11 protein-coding genes are annotated in these 13,361 nt (G+C 70.3%); 4 read left to right on the forward strand and 7 right to left on the reverse strand.

Annotation, left to right across the window (positions count from 1 at the left end; translation table 11 throughout):
• Positions 1 to 58: 58 nt before the first annotated feature.
• Positions 59 to 874 (forward strand): helix-turn-helix transcriptional regulator, encoded by an 816-nt coding sequence (locus tag CES90_RS02345; protein ID WP_229913681.1) that lies wholly within the window; start codon positions 59 to 61, stop codon positions 872 to 874.
• A gap of 163 nt (positions 875 to 1,037) precedes the next feature.
• Positions 1,038 to 2,693 (forward strand): alkaline phosphatase D family protein, encoded by a 1,656-nt coding sequence (locus tag CES90_RS02350; RefSeq protein WP_189781722.1) that lies wholly within the window; start codon positions 1,038 to 1,040, stop codon positions 2,691 to 2,693.
• A gap of 11 nt (positions 2,694 to 2,704) precedes the next feature.
• On the opposite strand, the gene CES90_RS02355 is transcribed toward CES90_RS02350, so the two are convergent.
• The gene (locus CES90_RS02355) at positions 2,705 to 3,274 is read right to left on the reverse strand and encodes a dienelactone hydrolase family protein (RefSeq protein ID WP_189781721.1); all 570 of its coding nucleotides are present in this window, start codon (positions 3,272 to 3,274) and stop codon (positions 2,705 to 2,707) included.
• Positions 3,275 to 3,381: 107 nt separating this feature from the next.
• Here CES90_RS02355 and CES90_RS02360 point away from each other — a divergent pair, with 107 nt between their 5' ends.
• The gene (locus CES90_RS02360; protein ID WP_189781720.1) at positions 3,382 to 4,506 is read left to right on the forward strand and encodes a mechanosensitive ion channel family protein; all 1,125 of its coding nucleotides are present in this window, start codon (positions 3,382 to 3,384) and stop codon (positions 4,504 to 4,506) included.
• 24 nt (positions 4,507 to 4,530) lie between these two features.
• On the opposite strand, the gene CES90_RS02365 is transcribed toward CES90_RS02360, so the two are convergent.
• The 4 genes from CES90_RS02365 to CES90_RS02380 form a co-directional block, all read right to left on the reverse strand.
• Positions 4,531 to 5,007 carry a GNAT family N-acetyltransferase gene (locus CES90_RS02365; RefSeq protein WP_189781719.1) on the reverse strand — a complete coding sequence of 159 codons (477 nt, stop codon included), beginning with the start codon at positions 5,005 to 5,007 and terminating at the stop codon, positions 4,531 to 4,533.
• A complete protein-coding gene (locus CES90_RS02370; RefSeq protein ID WP_189781718.1) occupies positions 5,004 to 5,948 on the reverse strand; it encodes an RluA family pseudouridine synthase in 945 nt (314 codons plus the stop codon). Before CES90_RS02370 ends, CES90_RS02365 begins: the two co-directional genes overlap by 4 nt.
• Before the next feature lie 85 nt (positions 5,949 to 6,033).
• On the reverse strand, positions 6,034 to 6,645 hold the full coding sequence (lspA, locus tag CES90_RS02375; protein ID WP_189781717.1) for a signal peptidase II: 612 nt from the start codon (positions 6,643 to 6,645) through the stop codon (positions 6,034 to 6,036).
• 80 nt (positions 6,646 to 6,725) lie between these two features.
• Positions 6,726 to 7,649: a TraR/DksA family transcriptional regulator gene (locus CES90_RS02380; protein WP_189781716.1), complete on the reverse strand. Its 924-nt coding sequence runs from the start codon at positions 7,647 to 7,649 to the stop codon at positions 6,726 to 6,728.
• Positions 7,650 to 8,286: 637 nt separating this feature from the next.
• On the opposite strand from CES90_RS02380, the gene ileS reads away from it, so the two are divergent.
• Positions 8,287 to 11,430, forward strand: coding sequence for an isoleucine--tRNA ligase (gene ileS, locus CES90_RS02385; protein ID WP_189781715.1), 3,144 nt, complete (start codon positions 8,287 to 8,289; stop codon positions 11,428 to 11,430).
• Between the two features lie 336 nt (positions 11,431 to 11,766).
• Here the strand turns inward: ileS and CES90_RS02390 are convergent, their stop codons facing one another.
• Together CES90_RS02390 and CES90_RS02395 are read right to left on the reverse strand one after the other, a co-directional pair.
• On the reverse strand, positions 11,767 to 13,008 hold the full coding sequence (locus CES90_RS02390) for a DivIVA domain-containing protein (protein WP_189781714.1): 1,242 nt from the start codon (positions 13,006 to 13,008) through the stop codon (positions 11,767 to 11,769).
• A gap of 55 nt (positions 13,009 to 13,063) precedes the next feature.
• Positions 13,064 to 13,348, reverse strand: coding sequence for a YggT family protein (locus tag CES90_RS02395; protein ID WP_149822657.1), 285 nt, complete (start codon positions 13,346 to 13,348; stop codon positions 13,064 to 13,066).
• Between the last annotated feature and the right edge of the window lie 13 nt (positions 13,349 to 13,361).

Here is a 13,361-nt window from a genome sequence, read left to right on the forward strand (position 1 = left end):
CTCGAAGGTGCATTCGACGGATGTCGAGGGAATCCCGGATGGATGTCGGCTCGGAGCCATGCTGCACGTCCTGGACAGCGCCCTGGCCGGGCAGCGCGCCGGCGCGCTCTGGGGCTACGCCGACACCTCCGTCTGGGGCTGGGCCCAGGGCCTGTGCTCCCTGCTGCGGGAGGAACACGACCGGGCGCTGGCCGAGTTCACCGAGGCGAACCGGGTCATGCGGGCCCTGCCCAGCACGCGCGGGGTCGGTGGTTTCCTGGGCCCGTACCTGCTCCTGCGGACCGTGCGGGGCGCGGCCGGCTGGGCCGACGTGGAGGGCCCCGCCGCCGACCGGCTCACCGAGGTCCACTGGGACCGGCCCTTCGTGGGTTGGTCCCGGGCGGTGCTGCTGGGCCGCGAGGGCCGGGCCGCCGAGGCCGCCAAGACGGCCGAGGAAGCGCTGGTCGGCACCGACACCATCCCCCTGGCAGCACATCTCTGTCTGCGTCTGGGGGCGCAAGCGGCGCTCGTCGACAGCTGGGGGCGCCCCCTGGAATGGCTGCGCGCCTGCGAACGGTTCTTCCACGACCGGGGCACGACCCGGGTGTCGGCCGCGTGTCGCGCCCTGCTGCGGGACGCCGGCTCCCCCGTACCCCGGCGGCGCGAGGGCCACGACACCATCCCCGCGGACCTACGTCGGGCAGGGGTGACCCCTCGCGAGTACGAGGTACTGCGCCTCCTCGGCGCCCGACTCGGCAACCAGGAGATCGCCGAGCACCTCTTCCTCTCCCCCCGCACCGTCGAGAAGCACCTCGCCAGCCTCCGCAACCGCACCGGACAGGCCGACCGCGCCGCCCTGATCGCCCTGGCCAGGCGCTACGCCGCCGACCGGTGACCCCGGCTGTCCCTCAAGTGGCCCCGGCTCCGCCCAATTGGGGCGTACATCCCCGTTTTTCCGTTCACCGACCGACCAACAGGGCACCACAGCCTGAACATTGCGCGGATTTCACGTCGTACGCCTTACCGAAACTCCTTACCCATCAGTAATCTCATCGGCCGTGACCAGTCGCAGATCTCACTCCAGCCCCAACTTCCCCTCGCCCCGCCGCCGTACGGTAGTCAAGGCGGCCGCGGCCGGAGCCGTCCTCGCGGCACCGCTGGCCTCCGCGATCCCGGCGAGCGCCGCCGAGGTCCCGGCCTTCCTGCACGGTGTGGCGTCGGGCGATCCGCTGCCCGACGGCGTTCTGCTGTGGACCCGGGTGACGCCCACCGCCGAAGCGACGCCCGGCTCCGGGCTCGGCCCCGACATCGAGGTCGGCTGGACCATCGCCCTGGACAAGGCGTTCACGAGCATCGTCGCCAAGGGCTCGACCACCGCGACCGCCGCCTCCGACCACACCGTCAAGGCGGACGTGCGCGGCCTCGCCCCCGCCACGGACTACTGGTTCCGCTTCTCCGCCGACGGCACCGACTCGCCCGTCGGCCGTACGCGCACCGCCCCGGCCGCCGACGCCGCCACGGCCGGCCTGCGCTTCGGCGTGGTCTCCTGCGCCAACTGGGAGGGCGGCCACTTCGCCGCCTACCGCCATCTGGCCGCCCGCGGCGACCTGGACGCCTGGCTGCACCTCGGCGACTACATCTACGAGTACGGCACCGGCAAGTACGGCACCCGCGACAAGGTCGTACGCCCCCACGCGCCGACCCACGAGATCCTCACCCTCGCCGACTACCGCGTCCGGCACGGCCGTTACAAGACCGACCCGGACCTCCAGGCTCTCCACTCGGCCGCGCCCGCCATCGCCATCTGGGACGACCACGAGATAGCCAACGACGCCTGGTCGGGCGGCGCCGAGAACCACACCGAGGGCACGGAGGGCACCTGGACGGCCCGCCAGGCGGCCGCCAAGCAGGCGTACTTCGAGTGGATGCCGGTGCGCCCGGCGATCGCGGGCACCACCTACCGCCGGCTGCGCTTCGGCAAGCTCGCCGACCTCTCACTGCTGGACCTGCGCTCCTTCCGCTCCCTGCAGGTGGGGATAGGCGACGGCAAGGTCGACGACCCGGACCGTACGCTGACGGGCCGGGCCCAACTCGACTGGTTGAAGGCAGGGTTGAAGTCCTCCGACACGACCTGGCGACTGGTCGGCAACCCGGTGATGATCGCCCCCTTCGCCTTCGGCAACCTCACCGCCGACCTTTTCGAACCGATCGCGGAGCTGCTCGGTCTGCCGAAGGAGGGCCTCGCTCTCAACCCCGACCAGTGGGACGGCTACACCGACGACCGCCGCGAACTCCTCGCCCACCTGCGGGACAACGCGATCCGCAACACGGTCTTCCTCACCGGCGACATCCACATGGCCTGGGCCAACGACGTGCCGCTCAACGCCGGTACGTACCCCCTGTCGGCCTCCGCCGCCACGGAGTTCGTCGTCACGTCGGTCACCTCCGACAACCTCGACGACCTCGTCAAGGTCCCCGAAGGCACCGTCTCGGCCGTGGCCTCCCCGCTGATCCGCGCCGCCAACCGACACGTCCACTGGGTCGACACCGACCGGCACGGCTATGGCGTCCTGGACATCACCGCCGCGCGGGCCCAGATGGACTTCTACGTCCTGTCCGACCGTACGAAGGCCGACGCGAGGTCGTCCTGGGCCCGCTCGTACCGGACGCGCAGCGGGACGCAGAAGGTGGAACGGACGTACGACCCCGTGTAGGACTCACTGGGTCACAGAGTTTCGAGGAAACCGAGAGCCACCCGCCAGGTGGCCTCGGCTGCCTCCTCGTCGTAGTCGGGCAGATCGGGGTCGGTGTAGAGGTGCCCGGCCCCGGTGTATCTGTAGACCTCGACATCGGCGCCCGCCTTGCGCATCTGGAGGTACCAGGCGCTCAGCCAGTCGTCCGTCTCGAAGGGGTCGGGCTCGGCCACATGCAGTTGGACGGGCAGGTCGTCCACCGATGCGTTGGCCGCGATGTCCGACGTGCCGTGCAGAAGCAGCAGCCCACGGGCCTTCTCGTCGCCCAGCGCCAGCGTCTGCGCGGTCGCGGCGCCGAGGGAGAATCCGGCGTAGACGAGCCCCCGCTCCGAGTAGGGAGCAGCCGCCAGGACCGCCCGCTTGAGCAACTCGTCCTTGCCCAGCTCCTCGTTGAAGGCCATGCCCTCCTCGACCGTGTCGAACGTCCGCCCCTCGAAGAGGTCCGGCGTCCACACCTCGTGTCCGGCGGCCCGCAACCGGTCCGCCGCCTGGCGTACCGCGGGCCTGAGGCCATACGTCGAGTGGAAGAGCATGATGTTCATGAGGCCATGGTGCCAGCCGGGTACGACAACGGATGGCGGCGCCCGTACCCCGAGCGCGGCCGAAGTCACATGTTCAGCACCCCGTGGTGCCGGTTACGTTCCAAGGCATGGAGAATCTACTCCGCCCCGTGATCGTCATCGGTGGCTCGGTCGTCCTGACGGTCCTCATCGGCTGGGCCACCGACCTGCTGCTGCGCAAGGCGGACCAGCGGCACCCCGAGACACCGCTCTGGGGCCTGCTGCGCCGCGGCCGCATCCCCTACCAGCTGGTGCTGTGCGCGGCTCTGCTCAGAGGCTCGTACGACCATGCGCAGTTGCTGGAGCAGCACCGGACCGCCGTCGGCCAGGCCCTGACGCTGGTGCTGATCGGGGCGACGGCCTGGCTGGTGGTCAGCGTCACGGCCGCGATAGTGGAGACGACGTACAGCCGCTACGCCCGCGCGCACCGCGATCCGGCCCGGGTGCGCCGGGTGCGGACGCAGGTCACGTTGATCATGCGGGTGGTGTCCGCGGTGGTGGGCGTGGTGGCGGTGGCCTCCATGCTCCTCACCTTCCCGGCGATGCGCGCGGCCGGCGCCTCGCTGCTGGCGTCGGCCGGGATCCTGGGCATCGTCGCCGGTATCGCCGCGCAGTCCACGCTCAGCAACCTCTTCGCGGGGCTCCAGATCGCCTTCGGTGACATGGTCCGCCTCGGTGACGTGGTCGTGGTGGAGGGCGAGTGGGGCACGGTGGACGAGATCACTCTCACCTTCCTGACGGTCCGCACCTGGGACGAGCGCCGCATCACGATGCCCGTCTCCTACTTCACCTCGAAGCCCTTCGAGAACTGGTCCCGCGGCGGCGCCCAGATGACCGGCACGGTCTTCCTCCACGTCGACCACGCCGCCCCCCTGCCCGCGATGCGCGAGCAACTCCGCGACATCCTGCGCGGCTGCCCCGCCTGGGACGGCCGCCACTACGACCTGACCGTCACCGACTCGACCCCGTCCACCATGGAGGTCCGCGCCCTGGTCACCGCCAAGGACCCGGACGACCTCTGGACGGTCCGGGTAACAGTCCGCGAAGAACTGATCCACTGGCTGACGGAAAAGCACCCCTACGCCCTCCCCCGCGTCAACACCGCCGACGCGGTCCTCCCCCCGACCCACCCGAACGCCCACCCGGACGGCGCACCCCCCCGCACAACCCGCAGCCGCGTCCACGAACCCCCGAGGTCCCCGGGCAGGGCCTGAGCAACCACCGACAGTGGGAGACCGCTAGAGCACGCGCCGCATCGCCCGATGGGGCATCCCCGCGTCGAGGAACTCGGGCCCGTACGCCACGTACCCCAACCGCTCGTAGAAGCCCAGCGCATGCGTCTGCGCGCCCAGGTCCACGGCCGTCAGCCCACGCGCACGCGCGGCCTCCTCGACGGCCCGTACCAACGCGACACCCACTCCGAGCCCCCGGACCTCTCCCAGCACGGCGAGCCGCCCCAGGACCCCCACCCCGGGCTCCCCGCCGGTCTTGCCGACGGCGGCCTCCCCGTGCAGCAGCCGCCCGGCCCCGAGCGGTACCCCGTCGTCCCGTACGGCGAGCACATGCACCGCCACGACGTCGTACGCGTCGTACTCGAGGTCCTCCGGCACGCCCTGCTCGACGACGAAGACCTCCTTGCGCACCGCGAAACACGCCTCGCGATCGCCGGGGCCATCGGCGACCCGCACCTCGTACGACACCGGGACCGGGCTCACGCGTACGTCTCCTCCCGCACCTTGTCGAGGGCCTTCTGCAGATCCGCGGGATAGTCGCTCTCGAACTCGACCCAGCTCCCGTCACCGGGGTGCTCGAATCCGAGCCGTACGGCATGCAGCCACTGGCGGGTGAGACCGAGCCGCTTGGCGAGCGTCGGGTCGGCGCCGTATGTCAGGTCGCCCACGCACGGGTGCCGGTGGGCGGACATGTGGACGCGGATCTGGTGGGTGCGCCCGGTCTCCAGCTTGATGTCCAGCAGAGAAGCCGCCCGGAAGGCCTCGATCAGGTCGTAGTGCGTGACCGACGGCTTGCCCTCGGCGATGACGGCCCACTTGTAGTCGTGGTTCGGGTGCCGCCCGATGGGCGCGTCGATCGTGCCGCTGGTCGGGTCGGGGTGGCCCTGGACCAGCGTGTGGTACCGCTTGTCCACGGTCCGCTCCTTGAACTGCCGCTTCAGGAACGTGTACGCGTACTCCGACTTGGCGACCACCATCAGCCCGGACGTGCCCACGTCGAGCCGGTGCACGATGCCCTGCCGCTCCGCGGCACCCGACGTCGAGATCCGGTACCCGGCGGCGGCGAGCCCGCCGATGACGGTCGGCCCGGACCAGCCGGGGCTCGGGTGCGCGGCCACGCCGACCGGCTTGACGATCACGACCACGTCATCGTCGTCGTGCACGATCTCCATGCCCTCGACCGGCTCGGCGACGACCTGCACCGGCGCGGGCGCCTGCGGCATCTCGACCTCCAGCCAGGCCCCGCCGCGCACCCGCTCCGACTTGCCGACCACCGACCCGTCGACCGTGACCTTCCCCGAGGCGGCGAGCTCGGCCGCCTTGGTACGGGAGAAGCCGAACATGCGGGAGATGGCGGCGTCGACGCGCTCGCCCTCCAGGCCGTCGGGCACGGGCAGGGTACGGATCTCGGGAATCGTGCTCACCCGTCGAGTATGCCGGACCACCCCGACACGCCCGACCACGCCTGTGGAAAACCCCTTCGGCCCAGGGTCAGTCCTCGTGGCCCGGTCAGTCCTTGTGGACGGTCCCGTCCGGGTCGAGCCCCCGGAACGACAGCAGCACGATCAGAATGCCGCCGCACACGATCGCCGAGTCCGCGAGGTTGAACACGGCGAAGCCCTTGGGTGCGATGAAGTCGACGACCGCGCCCTCGAAGACACCCGGCGACCGGAAGATCCGGTCGGTGAGGTTGCCCAGCGCACCGCCGAGCAGCAGACCGAGCGCGATCGCCCAGGGCAGGCTGTAGAGCTTGCGGGCAAGACGGGCGATCACCACGATCACGATCGTCGCGATCACCGTGAAGATGATCGTGAAGGCCTCGCCGAAACCGAAGGCCGCGCCCGCGTTGCGGATCGCCTCGAACTTCAGCCAGTCCCCGATGATCTCGATCGGCTCGTGGTGCTCCAGCTTGGCGACCACGATCATCTTGCTGACCAGGTCGAGCGCGTACGCCAAGGCGGCGACCCCGAACAGCACGGCGATACGACGCTTGCCGCGCGGCTGCGCGTCAGCACCCGCCTCCGCCGCCTCGGCGCCGTTCCCGCCGTCGGACTGCTCCGGGTCCGTGCCCGCCGCCTCTGGGATGTCCGGCGTACCGATGATGCGCTCCGCCTCTGCCACGTGAGTCCCTCAACCTAGGTTCCTGACTGAGGACAAAGGTACGACACGACCCACGTGGCGGCAGGCTCAGGCGACGATCACTATCGGCGTTCCTGCTTCTGCTTGCACTCCACGCACAACGTGGCCCGCGGGAAGGCCTGCATCCGCGCCTTGCCGATCGGGTTGCCGCAGTTCTCGCAGAGCCCGTACGTGCCGGCCGCGAGCCGGTCCAGGGCGCGCTCGGTCTGGTCGAGCATCTCGCGCGCGTTGTGGGCGAGCGCCATCTCGTGCTCGCGCGTGATGTTCTTGGCCCCGGTGTCGGCCTGGTCGTCGCCGGCGCCGTCCCCGGAGTCCCGCATCAGGCCCGTGAGCGACCGCTCGGATGCCTCCAGCTCCGCCCGCAGCCGCATCGCCTCGGACTGCAGCTCCGTACGCGCCTCGGCGACCTCCGCCGGACTCCAGGGGTCCTCACCGGGGCGTACCGCGAGCTCACCGGGCTTCACCGCGGCGGGCCGTGCATTGGGGACGGCGGTGGGCTTCTTCGCCGCCGTAGCCGTACCAGGAGTGTTCTTCGCAACCACCGTCGTGGCTCCCGTCGTCTCGGCGGCCTCGGCCGCGCCCACCTTCTTGACCGTGCTCTTCTTGGTAGAGGTGCTCTCGGTGGTGCTCTTCTTGGACGTGCTCTTCGCAGGTGCGCTCTTGGCGGCGCTCTTCTTGGCGGTGGCCTTCTTGGCGACGCTCTTCGCGGCGGCCTTCCTTCCCGTGGCGCCGGACCCAGCCGTCCTCTCCTTCTTCGTCACCCGCACGGCCCCCGCGCCCTGCGTGGCCTCCTCCGCCGCGGCAGCCCTCGAACGGGCGGCCCCCCGCTCCGAAACACCCTTCTCCGTAGTAGCCGTCTTCCGCGCGGTCGTCTTCTTGGCGGCCGCCTTCACCCCAGAGGCCGTGCGGACCTGCTTCTCACCGCCGGAGGCCACCGTGGATCTGCCGGACGCCGACTGCTGTACGGCGGTCTTCTTCGCCACCATGGCCGCGGCCCCTTCACATACTGTGATCTTGCTCGCGAATCGTGCTGGGACGATAAATCGACTTGAGTCCCGCAGCAACGGGGCACATCACCCATTCCGCCCGCCCCACCATCGTCGCGCGGCGAGCCTTCAAGCGTGATGCCCAGCTCCCCGCCGGGTATTCCGCCCCGCCGCACGTCCCAGGATCCGGACGCCTCACTCGCTCCATTCGGGTCACCCGCAGGTCACCGCACCCCCGGACCACGAGCCCTCCGAACGCCCCCGCCGCCCCCGTCCACGACCGCCGGAAAACCGGTCGGCCGCTGTCCGCGCGGCGCCGTACACTGGGCGGAGCGAAAAGCGTGGATGGGGACGAGTAGCGGCGTACGCAGCCCAGAGCGACCCGGGGACGGTGGAAGCCCGGGGGCGAGCGCGACGTGAAGATCACCCCGGAGCCGCCGGAAGAAAGCCGAAACCCATCGGGCTCGGCCGGTAGACCCGGCATCGCGACCTCAATGAGGGGGCTCACCGGTGCGTACGGGGCACAGGGGAGCCAAGGAGGGTGGTACCGCGGGAGCACGCCGCACACGGCGTTCAAAGGATCGAAGCTCTCGTCCCTCCGACGGAAGGCAGCAAGTCCGTTGGAGGAAGCCCGCTCATGACAGAGCCGACATACCGCCAGGTGCCCGCCCAGGTGGACCTGCCCGCGCTCGAGCACGCCGTGCTCGACTTCTGGCGCGAGCAGAAGATCTTCGCCAAGAGCCTGGAGCAGTCCGAGGGCCGCCCCGAGTGGGTGTTCTACGAGGGCCCGCCCACCGCCAACGGCATGCCGGGCGCCCACCACATCGAGGCCCGCGTCTTCAAGGACGTCTTCCCCCGCTTCCGCACGATGCGCGGCTACCACGTGGCCCGCAAGGCCGGCTGGGACTGCCACGGCCTCCCGGTGGAGCTGGCGGTCGAGAAGGAGCTCGGCTTCAGCGGCAAGCAGGACATCGAGGCGTACGGCATCGCCGAGTTCAACGCCAAGTGCCGCGAGTCCGTGACCCGCCACACCGACGCCTTCGAAGCGCTGACGAGCCGTATGGGGTACTGGACCGACCTCCAGGACCCCTACCGCACCATGGACCCCGAGTACATCGAGTCCGTGTGGTGGTCGCTCAAGGAGATCTTCGACAAGGGCCTGCTGGTCCAGGACCACCGCGTCGCCCCCTGGTGCCCCCGCTGCGGCACCGGCCTGTCGGACCACGAGCTGGCGCAGGGCTACGAGACGGTCGTCGACCCCTCGGTGTACGTCCGTTTCCCGCTCACCTCCGGTCCGCTCGCCGGCGAAGCCGCACTCCTGGTGTGGACGACGACGCCCTGGACCCTCGTCTCCAACACGGCCGTGGCCACGCACCCCGACGTCACGTACGCGGTCGCGACCAACGGCGAGGAGAAGCTTGTCGTCGCCGAGCCGCTCGTCGCCAAGGCCCTCGGCGAGGGCTGGGAGACCACCGGCCAGACCTTCACGGGCGCCGAAATGGAGCGCTGGACGTATCAACGTCCGTTCGAGCTGGTTGAGTTCCCGGAAGCTGCGCATTTCGTCGTCAACGCCGAATACGTCACGACCGAGGACGGTACGGGTCTGGTCCACCAGTCCCCCGCCTTCGGTGAGGACGACCTCAAGGTCTGCCGCTCGTACGGCCTGCCCGTGGTGAACCCCGTCCGCCCCGACGGCACCTTCGAGGAGGACGTCCCGCTTGTCGGGGGAGTCTTCTTCAAGAAGGCGGACGAAAAGCTCACCGAGGACCTCCAGCAGCGCGGTCTGCTCTTCAAGCACATCCCGTACGAGCACAGCTACCCCCACTGCTGGCGCTGCCACACCGCGCTCCTCTACTACGCGCAGCCGTCCTGGTACATCCGCACCACCACCGTCAAGGACCGTCTCCTCCAGGAGAACGAGAAGACCAACTGGTTCCCGGACTCGGTCAAGAACGGCCGCTACGGGGACTGGCTGAACAACAACATCGACTGGGCCCTGTCCCGCAATCGCTACTGGGGCACCCCCCTGCCGATCTGGCGCTGCGAGGACGACCACCTCACCTGTGTCGGCTCCCTCGCCGAGCTGACCGAGCTGACCGGCACCGACCAGTCGGGCCTCGACCCGCACCGCCCGTACATCGACGAGGTCACCTTCGCCTGCCGCCACGACGGCTGCGGCGCGACCGCGACCCGCGTCCCGGAGGTCATCGACGCCTGGTACGACTCGGGTTCGATGCCGTTCGCACAGTGGGGCTACCCGTACAAGAACAAGGAGCTGTTCGAGGCCCGCTACCCGGCGCAGTTCATCTGCGAGGCCATCGACCAGACCCGCGGCTGGTTCTACACGCTGATGGCCGTCGGCACCCTGGTCTTCGACAAGTCCTCGTACGAGAACGTCGTCTGTCTCGGCCACATCCTCGCCGAGGACGGCCGCAAGATGTCCAAGCACCTGGGCAACACCCTTGAGCCGATCCCGCTGATGGACCAGCACGGCGCCGACGCGGTCCGCTGGTTCATGGCGGCCGGCGGCTCCCCGTGGGCGGCCCGCCGCGTAGGCCACGGCACGATCCAGGAGGTCGTCCGCAAGACGCTCCTCACGTACTGGAACACGGTCGCCTTCCAGGCCCTGTACGCCCGTACGTCGAACTGGGCGCCCAGCGCGGCCGACCCGGCCCCCGCCGACCGCCCGGTCCTCGACCGCTGGCTCCTGTCCGAACTCCACGCGCTCACCGACCAGGTGACACAGGCTCTGGAGGCGTACGACACCCAGCGCGCCGGCAAGCTCCTCTCGGCGTTCGTCGACGACCTGTCCAACTGGTACGTACGCCGGTCGCGTCGCCGCTTCTGGCAGGGCGACAAGGCGGCGCTGCGCACGCTGCACGAGGTCGTCGAGACGGTCACGAAGCTGATGGCCCCGCTGACCCCGTTCATCACCGAGCGGGTCTGGCAGGACCTGATCGTGCCGGTCTCCCCGGGAGCCCCGGAATCCGTGCACCTGGCGGTCTGGCCGGAGGCGGACCTGTCGGCGATCGACCCGGAGCTGTCGAAGCAGATGGTCCTGGTCCGCCGCCTGGTCGAGCTGGGCCGGGCCACGCGCGCGGAGTCCGGCGTCAAGACCCGCCAGCCGCTGTCCCGCGCCCTGGTGGCCGCGACCGGCTTCGAGTCCCTGGACCCCGAGCTGCACACCCAGATCACGGAAGAGCTGAACGTGAGTTCGCTGGCGTCCCTGAGCGAGGTCGGCGGCTCCCTGGTGGACACCACCGCCAAGGCCAACTTCCGCGCCCTGGGCAAGCGCTTCGGCAAGCGCGTCCAGGACGTGGCCAAGGCCGTCGCGGGCGCCGACGCGGCCGCCCTCTCCCTCGCCCTCCGCGAGGGCACGGCATCGGTCGAGGTCGACGGCGAGAAGATCACTCTCGCCCCGGACGAAGTGATCATCACGGAGACTCCGCGGGAGGGTTGGTCGGTGGCATCCGACTCCGGCGCCACGGTCGCCCTGGACCTGGAGATCACGGAGGAGTTGCGTAGGGCGGGCCTGGCCCGAGACGCCATCCGCCTCATCCAGGAGGCCCGCAAGAACAGCGGCCTCGACGTGGCCGACCGTATCGCCCTCCGCTGGGTGGCAACGGACCCGGCGGTGGCTGCGGCCCTGTCCGAGCACTCGGCGTTGATCGCCGACGAGGTCCTCGCCACGGACTTCGCCTCCGGCGAGGCCGACGAGACGTACGGCACACCCTTCACGGACGAGCCCCTCGGCCTGACCTTCCGTCTCCGCAAGGCCTGACCCCGACGTCTGCCGCCCCAGCGGCCCGCTGTCCTGGCTGCGGGCAGTCGTGCCACTGGGGCGGCACGGGTGGGCGCAGCGGCACCTCGTAACGCCGAGGTGCGCAGGCCCACCCCCGCCCAGCACGACCACCGGGCACCCAACGAAGGCCCGGGGCACGGAGAAATTCCGGCGCCCCGGGCCTTCGGCGTTGCGTACGTCGGACACGCACACCCATACCCGAACAAGCGCACCGCACCCACTCCGGAACGCACCCAGCAAAAAGGGCGGGGCCCCGGATCGAAATCCGGGGCCCCGCCCTGAACGCTGCCGACGCCTACCGCGTACCAGTATGTGTCAGTTGTCGTCCTCGTCGATGAGGAACCCACGCATCGGCGAGGGCGCCTGCCCCATCGGCGACGGCCCCTGGGGCCGGACCGGAGCCATCGGCTGGGTCATGGCCGGGGACATCTGCTGCTGACCGCCGTAGGAGGGCGCGGCCGGCGCCGGAGCACCACCCATGCCTCCACCCATACCGCCCGGGTTGCCACCGTAGGACGGGGCGCTGGCACCGGCCGGAGCCATGGAGGGCGCCGGGGACGGCGGCAGCGACGCGGTCGCCGGGGTGCGCGGCGGAGCGAGCGAGTCGTCGGCCTGGGTCTCCAGCTGACGCAGCTGGCTCTCCAGGTAGGACTTCAGCCGCGTACGGTACTCGCGCTCGAAGCCGCGCAGGTCCTCGACCTTGCGCTCCAGCGTGGCGCGAGCGGACTCCAGGGAGCCCATCGCGACGCGGTGCTTCTCCTGCGCGTCCCGCTCCAGGGCGTCGGCCTTGGCACGGGCGTCGCGCTCCAGACCCTCGGCGCGGCTACGGGCCTCACCGACGATCTTGTTGGCCTCGGAACGGGCCTCGGCGATCGCCTGGTCGGCGGTCTGCTGGGCCAGCGAGAGCACACGCGCGGCGCTGTCGCCGCCGGGGCCCTGACCGGGGCCGCCCATCGGACCGCCCATGGGGCCGCCCATCGGGCCACCCATCTGCTGCTGCATGGGAGGCTGGCCACCCATGGGACCCTGGCCCATCTGGCCCTGGCCCATCTGCGGCTGCATCTGGCCCTGACCCATCGGGCCCTGGCCCATCGGCCCCTGACCCATCGGGCCGGGACCCTGCTGTCCGCCCTGGCCACCGGGGCCGGCGGGCAGCTGCGGCGCACCGCTCGGCAGCTGGGGCGGGCCACCCATGGGGCCCCCCATCTGCTGCGGCGGGCCCGATATGCCGGCGGGTACGGGAGCGCCGGGACCTCGCATGCCCTGCTGCGGCATGCCGCCCTGCTGCATACCGCCTTGCTGCATACCGCCTTGCTGCATGCCGCCCTGCTGCTGGTCCTGCGGCTCCGGGGGCTTGCGCATGTTCTGCTGGTTCTGGGCAGCGGCGCGCGTGGCCGCGGCCAGTTTGGCGCGCAGGTCCTCGTTCTCGCGGAGCAGGCGCGTCAGTTCGGCTTCGACCTCATCGAGGAAGGCATCGACCTCGTCCTCGTCATAGCCTTCTCGGAGGCGGACGGTCGTGAACTGCTTGTTCCGCACGTCCTCGGGGGTCAACGGCATCTCTTCACCTCAACGTAGTCGTCGGCATTCGGCAAGACGTAGGTCACATCGCTCATCACAGCCGACCAACGATCGCGATCAGGATGTAGACGATGATCATCAGTACGAAGAAGGACAGGTCGAGCGCCACGCCCCCGAGACGCAGCGGCGGAATGAACCGCCGCAGAAGCTTGAGCGGTGGATCAGTGACAGTGTAGGTGGCCTCAAGAACGACCACCATCGCCTTGCCGGGTTGCCATGAGCGGGCGAACTGGAAGACATAGTCCATGACCAACCGGAAGATGAGCACGATGAGGAAGCACATCAGCGCGATGTAGATGACATCCAGAACCACGCTCATGACCTGTGCTTCC

It is taken from the genome of Streptomyces capitiformicae (assembly GCF_002214185.1).
GTDB classification, from domain to species: domain Bacteria; phylum Actinomycetota; class Actinomycetes; order Streptomycetales; family Streptomycetaceae; genus Streptomyces; species Streptomyces capitiformicae.

Bases quoted from the DNA above. Each gene is read 5' to 3' on its own strand.
- CES90_RS02345 (WP_229913681.1), top strand. From the start codon at position 59: ATGCTGCACGTCCTGGACAGCGCCCTGGCCGGGCAGCGCGCCGGCGCG.
- CES90_RS02355 (WP_189781721.1), bottom strand. From the start codon at position 3,274: ATGAACATCATGCTCTTCCACTCGACGTATGGCCTCAGGCCCGCGGTA.
- CES90_RS02360 (WP_189781720.1), top strand. From the start codon at position 3,382: ATGGAGAATCTACTCCGCCCCGTGATCGTCATCGGTGGCTCGGTCGTC.
- CES90_RS02380 (WP_189781716.1), bottom strand. From the start codon at position 7,649: ATGGTGGCGAAGAAGACCGCCGTACAGCAGTCGGCGTCCGGCAGATCC.
- ileS (WP_189781715.1), top strand. From the start codon at position 8,287: ATGACAGAGCCGACATACCGCCAGGTGCCCGCCCAGGTGGACCTGCCC.
- CES90_RS02390 (WP_189781714.1), bottom strand. From the start codon at position 13,008: ATGCCGTTGACCCCCGAGGACGTGCGGAACAAGCAGTTCACGACCGTC.
- CES90_RS02395 (WP_149822657.1), bottom strand. From the start codon at position 13,348: ATGAGCGTGGTTCTGGATGTCATCTACATCGCGCTGATGTGCTTCCTC.